Genomic DNA, 19,657 nt, shown 5'->3' with positions numbered 1-19,657 from the left:
TGATGTCAAATAATAAAACTCCAAAAAATGTTGTTGTAATCGGTACCCAGTGGGGTGACGAAGGTAAAGGAAAAATCGTTGATTGGCTGACCGATCACGCACAAGGCGTCGTGCGTTTTCAGGGTGGTCACAATGCTGGACATACCTTGGTTATCGGTGGGCAAAAAACCGCGTTGCAACTGATCCCGTCGGGCATCATGCGTGAGGGTACGGCGTGTTACATCGGTAATGGTGTTGTACTGTCCGTGCCAGATTTATTGCGCGAAATTGACAAATTGCAAGCAAATGGCGTTGAAGTGGTTTCCCGCTTGAAGATCTCTGAAGCTTGCCCAGTGATTCTGCCTTACCACACTGCTCTGGATGCGGCTCGTGAAGTGGCTCGTGGTGCCGCAAAAATTGGTACAACCGGCAAAGGCATTGGACCGGCTTACGAAGATAAGGTTGCTCGTCGCGCGATTCGCGTGGCTGATTTGCTCAACGCAGAACGTTTTGCAGAGAAATTAAAAGAAAATCTCGACTACCATAACTTTGTGTTGACGAATTACTTGAAGGCACCAGCCGTTGACTTCCAGAAGACGCTGAATGATGCATTGGCATTGGTGCCACGCATTCGCCCTATGGTTGCAGATGTTTCTAGTGCTTTGTACGCCGCCCATAAGGCAGGCGCCAATCTGTTGTTTGAAGGTGCTCAAGGTAGCTTACTGGACGTCGATCATGGTACTTATCCATTCGTTACTTCCAGTAATTGCGTTGCAGGTAATGCTGCTGCAGGTGCGGGCGTTGGTCCGAACATGTTGCACTACATTCTTGGGATTACCAAAGCCTACACAACGCGGGTCGGTTCCGGTCCGTTCCCATCCGAGTTGCCAACGGATCAAGGTGTTGGCAAGCATTTGGCAAGCGTTGGTCATGAGTTTGGTACGGTGACTGGTCGTGCACGCCGTTGTGGTTGGTTTGATGCAGCGCTGTTGAAGCGTTCTGTTCAAATTAACGGCGTGTCGGGTATGTGCCTGACAAAATTAGATGTGTTGGACGGTATTGAAACATTAAAGTTGTGTACCGGTTATAAGTTGGGTGACAAAACTGTTGATATCTTCCCGGTCGGTGCTGAAGAGGCGTCTTTGTGTGAAGCAATTTACGAAGAAATGCCAGGATGGTCAGAATCAACTGTTGGTGCTAAATCAATGGAGGCTTTGCCAGTTAATGCGCGTAACTACATTAAGCGCATCGAAGAGCTTGTTGGTGTGCCGATCGATATGGTTTCTACTGGTCCTGACCGCGAGGAAACGATTGTTTTGCGTCACCCGTTTGTTTAAAGAAGGAAAAATAAAAATATGAATACACCTGCCTCTACAGATAAAGATTTGTGGGTATCTTGGGATGCCTACCATCGTTCCATTGAGCAGTTGGCACTCAAGGTGCACGAATCTGGATGGAAATTTGATCAGGTGCTTTGTCTTGCGCGTGGTGGCTTGCGTCCAGGGGATATTTTCTCCCGGATTTTTGACGTGCCTCTGGCCATTTTGTCTACAAGCTCATATCGCGAAGATGCGGGTACAGTTCAAGGTTCGCTCGACATTGGTAAGTATATTTCGATGACAAAGGGAACCTTGCAGGGGCGAGTTCTCGTTGTTGATGATCTGGTCGATTCCGGTGTAACACTGGAGCGTGTATTGCATCATTTGCGCGAAAACTTCCCATCCGTGACGGACGTGAAGTCTGCTGTCATCTGGTACAAGGCGTGTTCTTCTGTCGCGCCTGATTATCATCTCGATTACTTGCCGACGAATCCATGGATTCATCAGCCATTTGAAGAGTACGATAGTATTCGCCCGCATCAGTTGAATGCATGGTTGAAAAAAGGTGAGACTGCGTAAATAAAAAACGGAAGCAATTAAGCTTCCGTTTTTTTATGTGTATGTTCACCGTTGTGAGATGTTATGGTGTGGAATCTGGAGAGGGTTCGTTGCTCCTTAGCTTTCTTCGCATAACGAGGATTGGATCCAGAGAAGTGTGAGGCGGCATTCAATTTCGTATTCGCCATGCAAAAAGGCCCGTTGACGAATCAACGGGCCTTCGAAAGCTTTGGTGCCCACGGAGGGACTCGAACCCCCACACCTTGCGGCACATGGACCTGAACCATGCGCGTCTACCAATTCCGCCACGTGGGCAACGTGAGGCGTGATTATAGATGAATTGGCGTTAGTTAGGTTGAAAAATATGGAAATAGGACGATTTTATTTTGAAAGATATCGTGGTTAGTGGTACAAGAAAAGCAAAAGGCCCGTTGACGAATCAACGGGCCTTGAAATGCTGTGGTGCCCACGGAGGGACTCGAACCCCCACACCTTGCGGCACATGGACCTGAACCATGCGCGTCTACCAATTCCGCCACGTGGGCAACGGAAGCCAGCATTATAGAGGGTTTATCTATAGTGTCAAGGGTTGACCCCAGTCATGTTGAAGAATTGTTAGGCAATTGACGTTTGCTCCGGTAAACTAGGCAGATGTCTTGTATAGTCAGGGCGTGAAATAACTTTTAAAGAAATTAACATCATTTGAATAAGCATTTATATCCCATTCCCAGCCGTGAAGAGATTCTGGGCGTCCTTCGTACGAATAAGGCCAAACTGACCGCAAATGCAATTGCGGAAAAGTTAGGCGTGAAACCCGAGGAGTTTGATGGCATGACGCGAAGACTGAACGCGATGGAACGCGACGGACAAATTAAGCCTGACCGCTCAGGAAACTATACGCTCGCTAATCAAGAAAACTTTATTTCCGGGAAGGTGAATAGCCACCGTGACGGTTATGGATTTTTAATTCCCGAAGACGGATCCGACGATTTATATCTCCCAGAACGCGAAATGCAAAAGGTATTGCATGGTGATCGCGTAACGGCACGGGTGGTGGGGACTGATCGCAGAGGCCGCCTTGAAGGCAGTATTATTGAAATCCTTGAACGTGCCAATACGCATGTTATTGGGCGTCTGCTCAATGAAAATGGCGTGTGGGTCATCGCGCCTGAAGACAATCGTTTTAGCCAAGATATTTTGCTGGCGGGGTCACCAGGAAAAGCAAAGGCAGGGCAAGTCGTTAGCGTCGAGTTGACAGAACAGCCCACTCGCTATTCGCAGGCGGTTGGTAAAATTGTTGAAGTACTTGGTGATATCGATGATCCTGGCATGGAAATCGAAATCGCTGTTCGTAAGTTCGGTGTCCCGCATGAGTTCTCTGAGGCAGCAAAGAAAGCAGCGGCGAAATTGCCGTCTGAAATTCGACCAAAAGATCTCGAAGACCGTGTTGATTTGCGGGATATTCCGTTAGTCACGATTGACGGTGAAGATGCCCGAGATTTCGACGATGCTGTGTATTGCGAGCCAGTCAAAATTGGGCGTGCCAAGGGGTATCGTCTGCTCGTTGCCATCGCGGACGTGAGTCATTACGTGACGCCAAACGATGCGTTGGATGAAGATGCGTTGCTGAGAAGTACGTCGGTGTATTTCCCGCGGCGCGTGATTCCGATGCTCCCAGAGAAATTGTCGAATGGTTTGTGTTCGCTCAATCCTGATGTAGATCGCTTAACGCTTGTTTGCGATATGGTGATCACACAGGAAGGTGTGGTGAACGCTTATCAGTTCTATCCCGCGGTGATTCATTCTGCCGCTCGGTTTACGTACACTGAAGTGGCTGCCATTTTGGGAAATACAAAAGGTCCAGAAGCTGCAAAACGTTTACCGCTGGTACCGCATTTAATGCACTTGTATGAAGTTTTTCAGGCTTTACTGAAAGCGCGTCATGTTCGCGGTGCGATTGATTTTGAAACGACAGAAACGTATATCGTTTGTAACGCGGCAGGAAAGATTGAGAAAATTATTCCTCGCACGCGTAACGATGCACACAAGTTGATCGAAGAATGTATGTTGGCGGCCAACGTTTGTGCTGCTAATTTGCTCGAGACGTACAAGCACCCGGGTACTTATCGTATCCACGCTGGTCCGACTAAAGAGAAGCTGACGCAAGTCCGCAATTTCTTGAAGCAAGTCGGTTTAAATTTGGGTGGCGGTGACACGCCGACCGCATCCGATTATGCCGCATTGATGCAAAAAATTAAGGGACGTCCAGATTCACCCTTGTTGCAGACCATGCTTCTACGTTCGATGCAGCAAGCTGTTTATAGCCCAGATAACATCGGTCACTTTGGCTTGTCATATGAAGCCTACGCGCACTTCACAAGTCCCATTCGTCGATACCCCGATTTGTTGACGCATCGCGCCATTAAAGCAATCCTAGCGGGTAAGGTGTATGAGCCTAAAGGTATTGATTTGAGTTTGTTGAATACAACGATCTCCAATTCTGCGCGCAAACAATTAATTGCGGACCGTGCAGCAGGCAAGAAAAAAGTCGAAAAAGATCCTACAATTTGGGATGCTTTAGGAACGCACTGTTCTGCCAATGAGCGTCGCGCGGACGAAGCATCGCGCGATGTGGAAGCGTGGCTCAAGTGTTACTTCATTAAGAACAAATTGGGCGAAGAATTTGTCGGTACGATTTCTGGCGTGACGCAGTTTGGTATTTTTGTCCAACTCGATGATATCTATATTGAGGGCTTGGTTCACATTACGGATCTGGGTGCGGATTATTTCCAATTTGACGAAGCTAGACATGAGTTACGTGGAGAGCGAACAGGAAAACGCTATCAGCTGACAGATAAAGTTAACGTGCAGGTGAGCCGCGTTGACCTCGATGCGCGCAAAATTGATCTGAGTATTGTCCAGCCCGGAGGCCAATTGGCGGCTGTGCGTGGAAGTGCTGCGGATAAATCGAAAAAGCTGATACCCGCAACGCCAACGAACAAGAGTGCAAAGGCAATTAAAAATGCCTCGAAGCCAGCGTCCGGAGGAAAAAAATCTTTTTCCAACGAGAGGCAGGAAAGCTACAAGGGAGCCGCAGTCGAGGGGCGTTCTGCAAGCGCTAGACAAAAGCCATCGGCCGGCGGAAAGAAGGCAGCACCAGGCGCTTCTAAAAGTGCAGGAAAAGCGGCTGGGAAACCAGCAAGAAAAAGACGTTAAGCAAACGTACTGTTGAAGGCAAGTATGACCCTTTGACACTGTGCTGTGGTGATACGTTGTTGTTCACGTATCAACGATGCCGTGTTAAGGGCGTTCTGCTGGTCTTGAAGTTGATTTAAATTAATAAAGAGTAATATGAAAAGTAAAATGATTTTTGGTTTCCACGCAGTGACTTCTCGGATACGTCATGAGGCGTCTTCCGTCGAAGAAATTTATGTGGATGCAGAGCGTAATGACCGCCGTATGCAAGAGCTTTTGTCTGCAGCAAAAGCGGCCGGCGTACGCATTATTCATGCGGATGATCAACGGTTATCGAATATCGTTGGTACACGCCGTCACCAAGGCGTGGTTGCGAAAGCGGGAGAGTTGTCTCTTGCACGTAATCTTGATGAGTTGCTTGATGCGATTGAGGGGCCGCCTTTGTTGCTGGTGCTCGATGGTATTACTGATCCGCATAATCTCGGCGCATGTTTGCGTGTGGCAGACGGCGTTGGTGCACACGCTGTGATCGCGCCAAAGGATCGTGCTGTTGGTTTGAACGCGACTGCGGCAAAAGTGGCAAGTGGAGCGGCAGAGACCGTTCCTTATATCACTGTGACCAATTTAGCCCGTACGCTGCGTGAACTGAAAGAGCGTGACATTTTGCTTGTCGGTACGTCAGATGATGCCGATAGTAAAACGATTTACGATATCGACTTTAAAGGTGGTTGTGCGATCGTAATGGGCTCTGAAGGAGAAGGCATGCGTCGTTTGACCCGTGAAACATGTGATGTTCTTGTGAGCGTGCCCATGTTTGGCACTGTCGAGAGCTTAAACGTTTCTGTTGCTTCTGGTGTGTGCCTGTATGAGGCGCGTCGTCAACGTTTAGCAACGTCGGTGTGATTGTTGCCCTCTTCGATGAGGGCCTATGTGTTGTAGAGAAAAGTGCGCTTCGGCGCATTTTTTTTAATTAGGCTACTATCTCTTTGTAATCATTCTTATTAGTTATCATCATGTTCAGTCGTTTCCGCGAAGATATCGCGAGTATTATTGCTAAAGATCCAGCCGCCCGAAATGCATGGGAGGTGATTACGTGTTATCCGGGGTTCCAAGCGATTGTCATGCATAGTTGGGCTAAATGGTGCTGGGTTCGTGGTTTTAAGTGGTTAGGGCGGTTTATATCGCATATTGCACGGGTGCTCACAGGCATCGAGATTCACCCCGGATCAACCATTGGCCGTCGGGTCTTTATTGATCATGGCTTTGGCGTAGTGATTGGTGAGACAGCAGAGATCGGCGACGACTGTACCATTTATCAGGGTGTTACCCTCGGCGGTACCTCGCTCACACGGGGTGCAAAGCGTCATCCGACGCTTGAACAGGGGGTCATTGTTGGTGCTGGTGCGAAAGTGCTTGGAAGTTTTACTGTTGGTGCAGGCGCTAAGATTGGGTCTAACTCGGTGGTTGTGAAACCCGTGCCAGCGGGCGCTACAGCAGTCGGCAATCCAGCCCATATAGTTAAGAGAGAAGCGCCAGCGATGGATACGGCCGGAACACAATTGTTTTCAGCGTATGGCGTGACGCAAAACAGCGATGATCCTGTCTCTAAGGTCCTGCATAAACTGATTGATCATGCTGTTGCGCAACAAGAGCAAATTGAAAAATTGTCGGCAGCCATCTCCTGCGCTGGTATCGCCTGCGATGTGAATCTAGACAAAGATAAACTGAGCTCTGAACAGATTAATAGCCTCGTCGATTAATCAATTAGCCCATTATTTACAGTTGATGTGAAGCGTACTTGCCATTGTGTTTGATGAGGTTGTTGAGGCAATGGCGTATCGCGAATGGCAGCTCACTCGGGCTCATGCCAACCGGACCATTTCCTTTTTTCAATAGGTCGTCTGCCGCTTGGCCGTGTAGCCATGTTGCAAGTTGGGCTGCATCAAATGCACTGAGCCCCTGTCCTAGAAGTGCTCCACACAGACCAGCCAGCACATCGCCAGTGCCTCCGGTCGCCAGTCCGGCATTACCGGATGTGTTGACGCGTAACTGTCCTTGCTGGTCGCAAATGATGCTGCCTGAACCTTTTAGAATGACTGTCGCGTTGAATTTTTTAGCTAACGCAAGACCATGTTGAGGTCGATTCGATTGAATCGTCTCCGTTGATTCCTGCAAAAGTCGCGCTGCCTCTAAAGGGTGTGGTGTTAAAACGCTTGCTGCATTTCTGTGGCGTAGTGCATCTTGCAGCGACTCATCCATCGAGATGAGGTTGAGTGCGTCCGCGTCGATCACGAGTGATGCGTTCGACCGCAGTGCGTCAGATAAGAGAAGTTTTGCTGCCTCGCTAGTACCTAGACCAGGTCCGATCACAATGACGTCGTATCGCATCGTCATCTGGTCTGCATCGTGACACATGATTTCTGGATGCAGTATGTCAAAACTTGGTGCTTGAGATAGAAAACCGATCGTTACTTTTCCGGCGCCCGCGAAGAGCGCGGTGCGACCAGCGAGGATACTCGCCCCGACCATTCCTTTTGCGCCGCCAATAATAGCCACTTGACCGAAATTCCCTTTATGACTGTTGTGGTTGCGTCGAGGAAGTGTAAAGTGAAAACTCGCTGGTGCATTGAGCTTGGGTGAACGATCAGTCTGTGCTGTGGGTTCGACATCGAGGTCTGAAATGATGACAGTACCAGCATAATCCTTACCATCTGCAGTATGGAGGCCAAGTTTATTGCCGAGAAATGTGATGGTGTAATCTGCTTTAACGCAGACACCTTCTTCTGTCTCTGATCTGACGATTGCACCTGTATCGGCATTCAATCCGCTAGGAACGTCGATAGAGAGAACGGGTACGTGCGTTTCCTTGGCGTAATCATTGATATGGAGAACGACCTCTTTCTCGATTCCTGCTATCGGACGATGAAGGCCAATGCCAAACAAACCGTCAATGATGAGCGAGAAATCCTGCTTGAGGAGTGACGTCAGACTGTTACTATTTTTGAAAATGACTTTACGAGAAAGTGCTTTTTCGAAATATTTTTTGCCACCTTCTGAATACGTAGCGGGATCAGCGCAGAGAACAACGATGACCTGATAGCCATCTTTGGCGAGATCCGCTGCCGCCGCGCATGCACCGCCCCCATTGTTGCCGGGTCCGGCGACGATTAACACCGGATGTACGTTGTTTTCAATTAATTTTTTTGCCAGTGCAGCGGTTGCTTTCCCTGCTTTTTTCATGAGACTTTTGCCAGGATTTTCAGCAGCAACCTTTGTTTCTATCTCGCGGATGTCGTTGATACTAAACAGGATTAAATCAGTCTGCTTTAGAAGTGTCATGGCGATGGTAAAAGCTTGAGTTTTTGGGGGAGGGTATGCTGAACGCTGGTACCAAGTGATTGTATCGCATCGATTCCGTGCTGAAATAATATTTCCATCGGAAGCGCAAGATACGGAAGAATCATCCCTAAGATTAAAAGGCCAACGCTAATCGTGATCGTAAATCCAATACCAAATATGTTTAATTGCGGTGCCGCTCTGGTCAAGATACCAAGCGCCACGTTAGTGAGTAGTAGTGCGGTGACCAGTGGAATCGATAGCTTCAGTCCGTAAATAAAAATCTGTTCTCCCCAAATTGCGAGACGGTGAAAGTCAAAGCCGCTGTTCAATGTCATTGAAATTGGGATAGTTCTAAAACTGTCCATCAACGCAATAAGCAAGGCGTGGTGCACATTGAGCGAAAAAAACAATACCGTCGCCACTAGCACCAGAAATTGGGCTATGGCTGACGTATTTCCTCGGGTCTGTGGATCAAAAAAAGAAGCAAAACCAAGCCCCATGGTCATCCCGGTGAGGGTTCCCGCCATCTCAATGGCCGCAAAAACGAGGCGCATGATGAATCCCATGCCTAGTCCGATGACGAATTGTTGCATGAGGATCATGATGCCAGACAATGAAATCGGGTCGGCTTCCGTAAAAGGTGGGATGCCTGGCGTGATGATAAGTGCGAGAACAACACCGAAAGCAATTTTGATACGGGCAGGAATACTGCTATTGCCGAACGGTGGCGCGATTGCAATCAGCCCTAAGATGCGGGTTAATGGCCATAAAAAAGCCATGATCAACCCGATCAACTCTTTCGATGTGATTGCAATCATGGACGCGTCAATGCGGATTAACTCGCCATCGTGGCGATACTGGTGAACATTTGGCGCATGTAATCAGTCAATACTCCGAGCATCCAAGGGCCGGCAATAATGAGCGTCGCAAATATCCCGACAAGTTTTGGAATAAACGAGAGGGTCGATTCATTGATCTGGGTGGCAGCTTGAAAAATACTGACCAACAAGCCGATCACTAACGATACGAGTAACAGTGGCGCTGCGAGCATTAACGTTACCTCGACTGCCTGTCGTCCGAGCGTCATTACATATTCTGGTGCCATACTCAATACCTCAATAAAAACTTTGTGCCAAAGAGCCGATAATTAATTGCCAGCCATCGACGAGGACAAATAACATCAGTTTAAAAGGAAGCGACACGATGGACGGCGACACCATCATCATCCCCATCGACATCAGAACGCTCGCAACAACCATGTCAATAATCAAGAACGGAACGAAGATTGCAAAACTGATCTGGAATGCTGTTTTGAGTTCACTTGTGATAAACGCGGGGATTAAAATGCGGAAAGTGACGTCCTCAGGACCCTGAAGTTTTGGTGTGTGGGACATTTTTGCATACAAAGCGATATCAGATTCTCTGGTTTGCTTTAGCATGAATTGCTTTAATGGCGCGCCACCTTTTTCCATTGCTTCAACCATCGTGATTTTATTTTCATTAAACGGTACGTAGGCATCGGTATAGATCTTGTCAAAGACGGGTCCCATGACAAACAGTGTCAAAAAAAGAGCGAGACCAACCAAGACTTGATTGGGAGGTGATGACTGTGTACCGAGCGCTTGTCTTAACATCGACAGCACAATGATGATGCGAGTAAAACTCGTCATCATCAGTAAGACTGAAGGCAAAAAACTTAATGCCGACAGGAAAAGAAGCGTTTGGATACTCAGGGAATAATTTTGCCCACCGCCCGCAGCTGGAGATGAGGTAATTGCTTGCAGGCCGCCAGTGGTTTCTGCGATTGCAAACATCGGCAATGATAAGCAAAAAACGCTAAGCAACCAGCGCAGCATGGTAGGGGAGGGGCGCAGTGTTTTCATGCAACGATTATTTATGATCAACAGGCGCATCATTGCGCTTTTCTACAGTGCGCTTCAACCAATCCTGAAACGGACCAAGATTTGTCTGGTTGGGATCGCTAGGAATGTCTTTCTTCGGCATGCTTGCGAGATTGCTGACATGAGTTGGTGTGACACCCAGCACGAGCCACTGATCGTCCACTTCGACGACCAACACTCGCTCACGGTTTCCAACACTGACACCACCAACCACTTTGACAGGTACTTTGTTACCAGTCACTGTCGGGCCGACACGTTTGAGTAACCACGCCGCCGCAAACATCAGCACCAAAACAAATAATAGCGCGCCACTGATTTGCAAAAAGCCGACGCCAGAGTTGACTCCAGATGGGTCGGCTGCGAGCACCTCTTGCGAGATGAGACCCACTGCGAGCGAAAGGGACAACTTCGTTGTTTTACTGATCATTTGTTTAACTTACGAATGCGTTCGGCAGGGGTGACAATATCCGTTAAGCGGATACCAAATTTATCATTCACCACCACCACTTCACCCTGAGCAATTAGGCAGCCATTCACCAGCACATCCATCGGTTCACCTGCCATGCCGTCTAGTTCGACAACGGACCCTTGGGCTAACTGTAGCAAGTTCTTGATGGCGATTTTCGTTCTTCCCAATTCGACGGTCAGCTGTACCGGAATATCGAGAATAAAGTCGATATCGTTATGGGTTTCGGTCGTTGTACTTTTTGCGCTGAAATCGTTAAAAATAGCTGGGCTAATTGCAGGTTCACTCTTTTGGCTCGCTGCTGCTTCTGCTTTTTCTTGCTCTGCAATTGCCGCGCCCCAATCGTCTTCACTAATCGGGGTATCTGCGTTCTCATCCATGATTTTCTCCTTGCACTACTTCTTGTACGCTGGAATTAAGTAGTTTTTCCACGCGTAAAGCATATTGTCCGTTAAATACGCCGTATTTACATTCCATGATCGGTGTGCCGTCGACTTTCGCCGATATAACCTCAGGTACATGTAGAGGAATGACATCGCCAACCTTCATGTTTAGTATATCTTCTAGCGTTACTTTCGTTGTGCCCAGATCAGCAACAATCTCTACCTCGGCGATCTGAATTTGTTGGGTCATGAGCCTTACCCAACGTTTATCGACTTCGAGGGTTTCGCCTTGCAGGCTGCTCGTGAGCAAATCGCGAATAGGTTCGATCATGGAGTAGGGCATGCAGAAATGCATTTCACCACTGACAGGACCTAACTCAACCGTGAACGTTGTGGAGACAACGACTTCATTTGGTGTCGCAATATTAGCAAATTGGGTATTCATCTCCGAACGAATATATTCAAATTCGATGGGATAGACGGGTTCCCACGATTTTGCATACGTTTCGAAAATGATCTCTAAAATGCGGTGGATAATCCGTTGCTCTGTTTGGGTAAAGTCACGACCTTCAACCCTTGTATGAAAACGTCCATCACCGCCGAATAAATTATCAACGAGCAGAAACACCAATCCAGGGTCAAGTACGATGAGCGACGTGCCTCGTAAGGGCTTCATGTGAACCAAGTTAAGGTTGGTTGGCACGACCAAGTTACGAATGAATTCGCTGTATTTCGACACGCGCACAGTCCCGACAGACACTTCGGCACTACGTCGTAGAAAGTTGAATAAGCCAATACGTAACAGCCGAGCAAACCTTTCATTGATGATTTCCAGTGTCGGCATGCGCCCACGAACAATACGCTCTTGCGTGGCAAGATTGTAGGTTCGAACCCCAGACGTATCCTCTTGAGACTGAGAATCATCTTGGTCTCCCGTTACGCCTTTGAGAAGGGCATCGACTTCTTCTTGGGAGAGGAAATTATCTGACATGTTCTTACTGAACTACGAAAGAAGTAAAATAAACATTGTTCACTTTTTGTGACTCGCCTTTTGCTGCAAACGGCTGGCTTACTTTCTCAATGATTTCTTGCACTAATTTTTCCTTACCGTCACCGGTAATAATTTCATTCGCATCTTTGCTTGAAAGCAGTAAAAGAAGTCGGCTACGCACTTGTGGCATGTTGGCTTTGATTAAGCTCGCTTGCTCTTCACCTTCGACTTCTAGTGTCATTGTGACTTGAAGATACTTATCGCCCGCATCCGATTGCAGGTTGACGGTAAATGGTTCCAACGGTAAAAATGCTGCTACTTTTGGTGCTTCTACTTTTTCTTCTTTTTCTTTCGATGCGGCATGTTTTTTTGATAGAAAAAATGCTGCGCCGCCACCTACCGCTGCAAGCACAACGACCGCTGCAGCAATGATGATAATCAGTTTTTTCTTCGATTTCCCAGCGGGGGCGGCATCGCCGTGCGCTGGAGCTGCTTTCGCAGGTGCTTTCGCCATGTTAATCCTCTCGACGTGCTTTAGTGGCCACGATGTTCCATATTATCTACGATGGAAGGTGGTTTAAAACGAAGGAAAAGAAGGGTTATTCTTATTTAATTCCCACTTACATCCTGCATTCCACTGTATGAATGCACGTATGAAGCCCCTCAGTCCTACAGCTCGTTACCTTCTTCCCTCATTCTACATGGTTGAGTGGAAGTTTTTCCAGTGTGACATCTAAGCGAAAGTATCAACTTCACCTATTCTTGATGTAAATACCCTCGAAGGCCTCGTTGCGACGGTCGATGTTGGTTCGGTTTGTTGTAAATTCGATCCAATTCTGCCATTTTGTGCCATTTCTTGGGCGCTTGGACGATAGTTATTTCCTTGTTGCCCTTGGTTTGACGCCTGCGTGTTGACAGAGAAACCGGAGAGCTGTATTCCCGCGTCGCTCATCATTTGGCGCAACTTTGGCATAGATGCCTCTAAGGCCTCTCTGACCTCGGGCTGGGCGCACATGAAAGAGGCGCTTGCATGTTCATTTGTGACCTTCAGAACAACTTGCAGTGGTCCTAAGTCAGGTGGGTTGAGACTGAGTTCTGCCGAGTGAATGCTCTCGCCGACCATCCAAAGTACTTTTTGCCCGACGGCTTTATCCCATCCGCTTGTGCCAAAAGGCTGGGCAATCGGTGTATTTGCCGCGGCAGCAGGTGCTGCAGTGGCGGCAATATTCGCAATGTTTGTCGCCACTGTTGTTGCTTGCGGCGTTATCGCAACTGCTATCTTTTCGAGTTTTGCTTGTAAAGATGCGGTGATACTTGCTTCATTCGATGTTGCGTTGGCTCCCGGGCTTACCGCAGTGGATGGTTTTGCATTGACTGCGTTTTCTCCTTCGCTGGGCGTGCCTTCATGTTGGGCCGCCACGATGTCCTTCAGGTTGGCGAGTTTTTGAGAGAAATTTGTCTCGGCGACATGACTATCGCTTGCATCGGTCGGATCAGTGTTTGCATTTCCATTGTTATCTTCCAGTGCGAGGATGCTGGTATCTTTTTTTGCTCCAGGAAGTGCCGAAGCAGCGGCTGCGCTTGCAGACGCTAGTGTATCGGTTACTGTGGCTGTGCCCGCGCTAATCGACGCGTTGTTCGCCTCTGCATTTGTATTAGTGGGTGTCGACGCTGTATTGGGCAAATCTATTTTTGGTACAGACGACATTGCGCCGAAAAGCAGCATCAAAGGATTGTTGTCATCCTGATTGCTATCATTGTTTTGTGCCTCTTTTTTGTCTTTGCCCGAAGATCCAGGGACTTTGTCATTGGTACTGACTGCTGTAGAGGAGGGTGTCGATTGCGCAACACTCTCGGATGCCGTGTCGTCGCTTACTTTGTTTGTTGCAACTTGATTCTGGTCGTTGCTGCGGCTGTTACTCGTACGCTGAATGTTGTTATTGCTATTGTTGTTGTCGCCATTCGTGACGTTGCTTTTTGTTGCCGATCGGTTGTTATTTACAGTGCTTAATTCTCTATTGAAATGCGTACTGAACGCATTTTCCTCAAGCGGCGTTGTGGCGTTCTTTTGTGAGGCAGATGCACTCTGCTGCTGATACGTGGTACTGACAACATTCGCCGTTTTCATAATATCGACCGCTTTTTTGATGTGAAAAGTTATGACTTGTAAAAATAGGCACGCGCTGCAAAATCATCCGTCTGTTTCTGATCACGCTTGAGTTCTTTGTTCTGTATTTCTTGCTTTATCCTGTTATCAAGCGTGTTGTAGGAAAGCCTTTTCTTTTCGCACACTTGCCACTCTTTTTTTGCTACGTCTACGCGCCGTAAAGCTTCGGCAACCACTAACTTTTGTCCATCAACAGCAGCATCAAGTTTTTCTAGGAAACTCATAAAATTGCCATATTGGCTCGCAGTGATTCCTTTCGATGCGGCCTCACGAAATTTCAGATCATAGTCATCGCGATATTGAACAAGTAGATTCAACTTCGCGATCGTTTCTTCGTGGTAGCGAATCGTTTTACCTAATTTTTTTGCCGCTTCATCGGTATCCGTTTCGGCAATTTCGATCAACGTTGTAATGGGTGACTTTGTTGCCATGATGATCTAAGTATAGGTGACATTTTTCACGTTCAACCTTGGAATAGAGCCCGAAGTTGATCCATGCTCTCGCTTATGCTCACTTTTTGCAAGATATCTTGCTGTAAAAACGCGGCAATACGCGGTTGTAGTCGAATTGCCTCGTCAAGCAATGGATCTGAGCCGGGTGCATAGGCGCCCACACTGATGAGGTCTCTACTTCGTTCATACCGAGAATATAATTGCTTGAGTTTTCGCGAGAGCTGCTGATGTTCAGGCGTCGTGATGCTGTGCATTGCGCGACTAATCGATTGTTCAATATCAATTGCAGGATAATGACCACTTTCTGCCAGCGTTCTATTGAGAACAATATGTCCATCGAGAATCGCACGGGCGGAGTCAGCGATAGGGTCCTGCTGATCATCACCTTCGGTCAACACAGTATAAAAAGCAGTGATAGAGCCACCTCCCTCTTTGCCATTACCAGCGCGCTCAACAAGGATGGGTAATTTAGCGAAAACGGAGGGCGGATAGCCTTTGGTGGCGGGCGGTTCACCGATGGCAAGGGCGATTTCACGTTGCGCCATCGCATAGCGTGTCAGTGAATCCATGATTAACAGAACGCTATGTCCTTGATCGCGAAAATATTCAGCAATCGTTGTCGCGTAGGCAGCGCCTTGCAAACGCATTAATGGTGGCGCATCGGCAGGCGCAGCAACTACAGCGGACCTTGCCAGGCCTTCTTTACCTAGAATTTGTTCAATGAATTCTTTGACCTCACGTCCACGTTCACCGATCAGACCCACGACGATGACATCGGCGGTGGTATAGCGGGCCATCATACCTAACAGCACACTCTTACCAACGCCTGATCCTGCGAATAGACCCAGACGCTGCCCACGCCCAACGCTCAGCATGCTATTGATCGCGCGGACTCCCACGTCCAATGTATCCACGATAGGCGCGCGTTCAAGTGGATTGTAAATTCTGGCGCTGAGGGACGCAGACGTGCTGCTGTCGAGTGGCCCCAGTGTATCGAGAGGGCGTCCGTTACCGTCAAGAACGCGTCCAAGTAATTGGTATCCCACAGGAAGTTTTCGGCTACGATCGATATTTTTCTTCGTGCCTTTGCCAGCTTGGGGCGCGACAATCGCAGGGAAAACAGCGGCACCTGGTGTGACACCCTCGAGGTCGCTGTGGGGCATCAGAAACAACCGGTCACCATCAAATCCAACCACCTCTGCATCAACTGTTGCACCGCTCATCAAGTGAATTGTGCAAGCGCTTCCAACGGGGAGCCGTAGACCGACTGCCTCCATAACCAGACCAGTCACTTTCGTGACGCGACCTGCGGTGATTGGCTCGCTGATCGTTTCTGCAAGCGCTTTACTCTCATTCAGTAAATGCTTCCATTGGCTGGTGATTGTCGAATCCATCATGATGATGTCGCACTTTTCATTTGAGGGTGAATCAAATCCTTGAGCGTGTTCCAGCGTGTCTCAATCGTTGCATCAACCATGTTATAGGCTGTCTCGATTTTGCAGTCGCCACGTTCTAATTGCGCATCGGCGACGATTTTCCAACCATCAGAATTCAGTGCCTCACCCATGATGTGCTTCACTGTCGCAGCATCTTCGGGGTGAAGGAGGATATTTGCTGGTTGTTGGATCGTCGGTACCTGCGCGATCGCTTCTTCCACGATGGGAAGTATCGCTTCTTGGTCTAGTTCAAGTTTTGTTTTGAGAATATTTTCAGCCAGGCTGATCGCGAGATCTAGTAATTCTTGACCGGTATTTTTCCCCGCACGGTCAATTTCGCCGATAAAATTTCTCGCGAGATTTTCCATGGCTTCGATATGGACCTTCATGCTATCTTCTGCGATTTGCATGCCGGCTTTTTGTCCTTCGTGTAATCCTTTTTCGTACGCTTCCTGATAGCCTGCCGCATAGCCTTCGCTCTGCGCGTTGGCTTTGATTTGGTCTATTTCTTCTTGTGTGATTGTTGGCGTCGGGATGACCTCAGGCGTTTCAATTTTCGCGACAGCAATGTGACTCGGTCGCGTTTCTCCAAAGGATGCCATTTCCCATCGTTGATAGGCGGACACGTCTTTTTTGAGCATACTACTAGACATAAGAATCATCACCTTTGGAACCGAGCATAATCTGACCTTCATCTGCAAGGCGACGAACGACTAACAAAATTTGTTTTTGTTGTGCTTCGACTTCGGATAAACGAACAGGGCCTTTCGATTCGAGATCTTCTCGCATCATTTCCGCAGCACGTTGCGACATGTTCTTGAAGATTTTTTCGCGCATGTCTTGGTTTGCACCTTTGAGGGCAATAATAAGTGAGTCGGACTGTACTTCGCGAAGCAATAATTGAATTCCTTTGTCATCAATGTCGAGAATATTGTCGAAGACAAACATCTCATCCATGATTTTCTCTGCCATATCACCGTCGTATTTGCGCAGGTTGTCCATGACCGAGGCTTCGTTCTCGCCGCTCATAAAGTTGAGAATCTCTGCAGCAGCACGTACACCACCAATGGATTTTTTCTTCAGGCTTTCATTGCCGGTGAGGAGTTTTGTGAGCACGTCATTGAGTTCGCGTAAGGCGGTCGGTTGAATACCGTCAAGGGTCGCGATACGCAGAACCACATCGTTTCTTAGGCGTTCAGTAAAGTTATTGAGAATCTCACACGCTTGATCGCTCTCTAAGTGAACCAGAATAGTGGCGATAATTTGTGGATGCTCATTTTTAATGAGATCTGCAACGGAGGGCGAATCCATCCACTTCAGACTTTCAATGCCGCTTGCATCCTTGCCGCCGAGAATGCGGTTTAACAAGGAAGAGGCTTTGTCATCACCCAACGCTTTGGTGAGCACGTTACGGATATATTCGTCAGAATCGAGCCCAACGGATGAATTGATATCAGCCGCAGCTTTAAAATCTTCCATGACCTTTGCAATCCGTTCGTGCGGGATGGCGCCGATCGTGGCCATTGCGGCACCGATTTTTTGCACTTCACGAGGCCCAAGAAACTTCATTACTTCCGCCGCACCATCTTCGCCGAGGGCAAGTAAAAAAGTCGCTGCCTTTTGTACGCCTTCATCACTCATTGTTCACCCATGTTTTAATCACGTTTGCCACGATCCGTGGATCATCTTTTGCCAACATTCTTGCTAATTCTAAGTTCTGCTCGTAGCTTTGCGTTTGTTTCGCTGCTTGGATTTCTTCTTCTGTAGAGAGTTTGACGACGGCACCGTCCTCGTCTCCCTCTGCTGCTGCGGCCGCTTCTTCCGCTTCTTGTTCCTCTGCTTCGAGGCGTTCTTTCTCTTCTTGTTCTTTTTTGGCTTTTTCTGCTTCGACATCCTTGCCCATGATCTTATACAAGATCGGTTTGAGATAACCAAAGAACAGATAGGCTAACACACCACCAACTAAGAGGTACTTACCAATTTCTTTCGCGAGGGCGATCGTTTCTGGTTGCTTCCATAATGGCAACTCTTCAATCACTTCTTTTTCAGGGCCAGCAAATGGGCTATTAACGACGTTTAAGGTATCGCCACGTTCTTTGTTGAAGCCCATTGCCTCTTTTGCTAAGTCAGTAATCTCCGTTTTTTCCGTTTCGGTTAATGGACGTGTAACCACTTTTCCATTCTTGTCGGTTTCAGATTTGTAATTGAGGACGATCGCAACAGAGATGCGTTTGACTCCGCCCATGTTTTGTTGGGTGTACCGTACTGTTTTATCGACTTCGTAGTTTGTTGTCGAGTCCTTCTGAATCAAGCTTGTATTCGATGCAGCGGATTGTGTTGCATTTGCCGCATTGGATCCGTTGGCAACGATGGGTGCCGTTGCCGGGGCAGGTGGCTGATTGGTTAGGGCACCTGGAATACCTGAAGGATTATTGTTTTTATTGTAGCTTTCGCTCGTTTGTTGGCTACGAATGGTTGATGCCTCGGGCGGCGAGTTAGGACGATAGCTTTCTGCTGCTTGTTCGCTTCTGGAAAAATCAATGTCCGCAGTCGCTTCTGCTCTTACGTTATTTTTGCCAACGATCGGGCTGATGATCGATTCAACGCGCTTAACAATATTTTCCTGGAAATCTTGCACATACTTAATTTGCGCAGGATCGAGATTGTTGTTGCCTGCTTGCTTATTAGGATCGGAGAGTAAATTGCCGTTTTGATCAACGATGGAGACATTCTTTGTCGACAGTTCGGGAACGCTACTCGCTACGAGATGCAAAATTGCATTCACCTGCGATTGATCTAACACGCGACCTGGATACACACTCACTAAGACGGACGCTGTTGGGCTTTGTTGCTCTCTGACGAATACAGAAGGCTTTGGCATTGCTAAATGAACGCGTGCTGTCTGTACTGCTGAAACTGATTGAATCGTACGTGCCAGTTCGCCCTCAAGAGCACGTTGGAAATTAACTTGCTCTAAAAACTGGGAAATCCCGAGCTTTTGGTTCTCCATGAGTTCGAAACCAACATTTCCACCCTTTGGCAATCCCTGTGTTGCTAACTTTAATCGAGCGTCATGTACTTGGCTCGCCGGTACCAAGATGGCGGTACCTGAGTCCGAATACTTGTAAGGGACGTTCATTTGTTGCAGTGATGCGACAATCGCGCCACCATCTTTGTCGTTGAAGTTTGAAAACAGCACGCGGTACTCAGGTTGCTGACTCCATAACCAAATACCCACCATGATCGCCACAATGAGTGCTGCGCCTGCGGAGAGCAGGGCGGTACGAACGCCAGGCGTTTGGGGTAGCCCTAAAAAGCGGGGTACTTCCTCGGGTGGTGGAGTATCGAAAACAGTATTTTCAGCAGTTGCCATACATCACCTTATCTGTTGTCGCGCTATGGATTGTTTGTTGCATATCTCTAAGCCATTGGGGTTTTTCACTTGTACCAATTTTGGACTTTTTTTGCCAA

19 protein-coding genes and 2 tRNA genes are annotated in these 19,657 nt (G+C 48.0%); 5 read left to right on the top strand and 16 right to left on the bottom strand.

What is annotated here, in order from left to right:
• Nucleotides 1-2 precede the first annotated feature (2 nt).
• On the top strand, nt 3-1,316 hold the full coding sequence (locus ACO0K2_RS10990; protein WP_423018669.1) for an adenylosuccinate synthase: 1,314 nt from the start codon (nt 3-5) through the stop codon (nt 1,314-1,316).
• Nucleotides 1,317-1,334: 18 nt separating this feature from the next.
• Nucleotides 1,335-1,877, top strand: coding sequence for a phosphoribosyltransferase (locus tag ACO0K2_RS10985; RefSeq protein ID WP_423018667.1), 543 nt, complete (start codon nt 1,335-1,337; stop codon nt 1,875-1,877).
• Between the two features lie 209 nt (nt 1,878-2,086).
• Here the strand turns inward: ACO0K2_RS10985 and ACO0K2_RS10980 are convergent.
• Together ACO0K2_RS10980 and ACO0K2_RS10975 are read right to left on the bottom strand one after the other, a co-directional pair.
• Nucleotides 2,087-2,171, bottom strand: a tRNA-Leu gene (locus ACO0K2_RS10980).
• 145 nt (nt 2,172-2,316) lie between these two features.
• A tRNA-Leu gene (locus tag ACO0K2_RS10975) sits at nt 2,317-2,401 on the bottom strand.
• Nucleotides 2,402-2,558: 157 nt separating this feature from the next.
• Between ACO0K2_RS10975 and rnr the strand changes: the two genes are divergently transcribed.
• The 3 genes from rnr (at nt 2,559) to cysE (ending at nt 6,811) form a co-directional block, all read left to right on the top strand.
• Complete coding sequence (rnr, locus tag ACO0K2_RS10970) at nt 2,559-5,072, top strand: ribonuclease R (protein WP_423018665.1); 2,514 nt, start codon at nt 2,559-2,561, stop codon at nt 5,070-5,072.
• 135 nt (nt 5,073-5,207) lie between these two features.
• Nucleotides 5,208-5,954: a 23S rRNA (guanosine(2251)-2'-O)-methyltransferase RlmB gene (rlmB, locus tag ACO0K2_RS10965; protein WP_423018663.1), complete on the top strand. Its 747-nt coding sequence runs from the start codon at nt 5,208-5,210 to the stop codon at nt 5,952-5,954.
• Nucleotides 5,955-6,064: 110 nt separating this feature from the next.
• Nucleotides 6,065-6,811 carry a serine O-acetyltransferase gene (gene cysE / locus ACO0K2_RS10960; protein WP_423018661.1) on the top strand — a complete coding sequence of 249 codons (747 nt, stop codon included), beginning with the start codon at nt 6,065-6,067 and terminating at the stop codon, nt 6,809-6,811.
• 16 nt (nt 6,812-6,827) lie between these two features.
• On the opposite strand, the gene ACO0K2_RS10955 is transcribed toward cysE, so the two are convergent.
• From ACO0K2_RS10955 to fliF, 14 genes are all read right to left on the bottom strand, one after another.
• Nucleotides 6,828-8,390 (bottom strand): NAD(P)H-hydrate dehydratase, encoded by a 1,563-nt coding sequence (locus ACO0K2_RS10955; RefSeq protein ID WP_423018659.1) that lies wholly within the window; start codon nt 8,388-8,390, stop codon nt 6,828-6,830.
• Nucleotides 8,387-9,208, bottom strand: a complete 822-nt coding sequence (fliR, locus tag ACO0K2_RS10950) for a flagellar biosynthetic protein FliR (RefSeq protein WP_423018657.1) — start codon at nt 9,206-9,208, stop codon at nt 8,387-8,389. Before fliR ends, ACO0K2_RS10955 begins: the two co-directional genes overlap by 4 nt.
• Nucleotides 9,209-9,225: 17 nt before the next feature.
• A complete protein-coding gene (gene fliQ, locus ACO0K2_RS10945) occupies nt 9,226-9,495 on the bottom strand; it encodes a flagellar biosynthesis protein FliQ (RefSeq protein WP_423018655.1) in 270 nt (89 codons plus the stop codon).
• A gap of 10 nt (nt 9,496-9,505) precedes the next feature.
• Nucleotides 9,506-10,273: a flagellar type III secretion system pore protein FliP gene (fliP, locus tag ACO0K2_RS10940; protein WP_423018653.1), complete on the bottom strand. Its 768-nt coding sequence runs from the start codon at nt 10,271-10,273 to the stop codon at nt 9,506-9,508.
• A gap of 7 nt (nt 10,274-10,280) precedes the next feature.
• Nucleotides 10,281-10,718, bottom strand: coding sequence for a flagellar biosynthetic protein FliO (gene fliO / locus ACO0K2_RS10935; RefSeq protein WP_423018651.1), 438 nt, complete (start codon nt 10,716-10,718; stop codon nt 10,281-10,283).
• Entirely contained in the window at nt 10,715-11,137 is a 423-nt protein-coding gene (gene fliN / locus ACO0K2_RS10930) for a flagellar motor switch protein FliN (RefSeq protein ID WP_423018649.1), read from the bottom strand. Before fliN ends, fliO begins: the two co-directional genes overlap by 4 nt.
• A complete protein-coding gene (gene fliM / locus ACO0K2_RS10925) occupies nt 11,130-12,131 on the bottom strand; it encodes a flagellar motor switch protein FliM (RefSeq protein ID WP_423018647.1) in 1,002 nt (333 codons plus the stop codon). Before fliM ends, fliN begins: the two co-directional genes overlap by 8 nt.
• A 4-nt stretch (nt 12,132-12,135) precedes the next feature.
• Nucleotides 12,136-12,645: a flagellar basal body-associated protein FliL gene (fliL, locus tag ACO0K2_RS10920; RefSeq protein WP_423018645.1), complete on the bottom strand. Its 510-nt coding sequence runs from the start codon at nt 12,643-12,645 to the stop codon at nt 12,136-12,138.
• Nucleotides 12,646-12,864: 219 nt separating this feature from the next.
• Entirely contained in the window at nt 12,865-14,259 is a 1,395-nt protein-coding gene (locus ACO0K2_RS10915) for a flagellar hook-length control protein FliK (RefSeq protein WP_423018643.1), read from the bottom strand.
• Nucleotides 14,260-14,288: 29 nt separating this feature from the next.
• The gene (fliJ, locus tag ACO0K2_RS10910) at nt 14,289-14,729 is read right to left on the bottom strand and encodes a flagellar export protein FliJ (protein ID WP_423018641.1); all 441 of its coding nucleotides are present in this window, start codon (nt 14,727-14,729) and stop codon (nt 14,289-14,291) included.
• Nucleotides 14,730-14,761: 32 nt separating this feature from the next.
• Nucleotides 14,762-16,147, bottom strand: coding sequence for a flagellar protein export ATPase FliI (gene fliI, locus ACO0K2_RS10905; RefSeq protein WP_423018639.1), 1,386 nt, complete (start codon nt 16,145-16,147; stop codon nt 14,762-14,764).
• On the bottom strand, nt 16,144-16,839 hold the full coding sequence (locus ACO0K2_RS10900) for a flagellar assembly protein FliH (RefSeq protein ID WP_423018637.1): 696 nt from the start codon (nt 16,837-16,839) through the stop codon (nt 16,144-16,146). The genes fliI and ACO0K2_RS10900 overlap by 4 nt, the downstream gene beginning before the upstream one ends.
• Nucleotides 16,832-17,827, bottom strand: coding sequence for a flagellar motor switch protein FliG (gene fliG, locus ACO0K2_RS10895; protein ID WP_423018635.1), 996 nt, complete (start codon nt 17,825-17,827; stop codon nt 16,832-16,834). Before fliG ends, ACO0K2_RS10900 begins: the two co-directional genes overlap by 8 nt.
• On the bottom strand, nt 17,820-19,559 hold the full coding sequence (gene fliF, locus ACO0K2_RS10890; protein WP_423018633.1) for a flagellar basal-body MS-ring/collar protein FliF: 1,740 nt from the start codon (nt 19,557-19,559) through the stop codon (nt 17,820-17,822). Before fliF ends, fliG begins: the two co-directional genes overlap by 8 nt.
• Nucleotides 19,560-19,657: the final 98 nt, after the last annotated feature.

It is taken from the genome of Undibacterium sp. MH2W, assembly GCF_049340215.1.
Classification (GTDB): domain Bacteria; phylum Pseudomonadota; class Gammaproteobacteria; order Burkholderiales; family Burkholderiaceae_D; genus Undibacterium.
The sequence above is the reverse complement of the archived record's forward strand: the minus strand, read 5'-3'. Positions and strand labels throughout refer to the sequence as shown.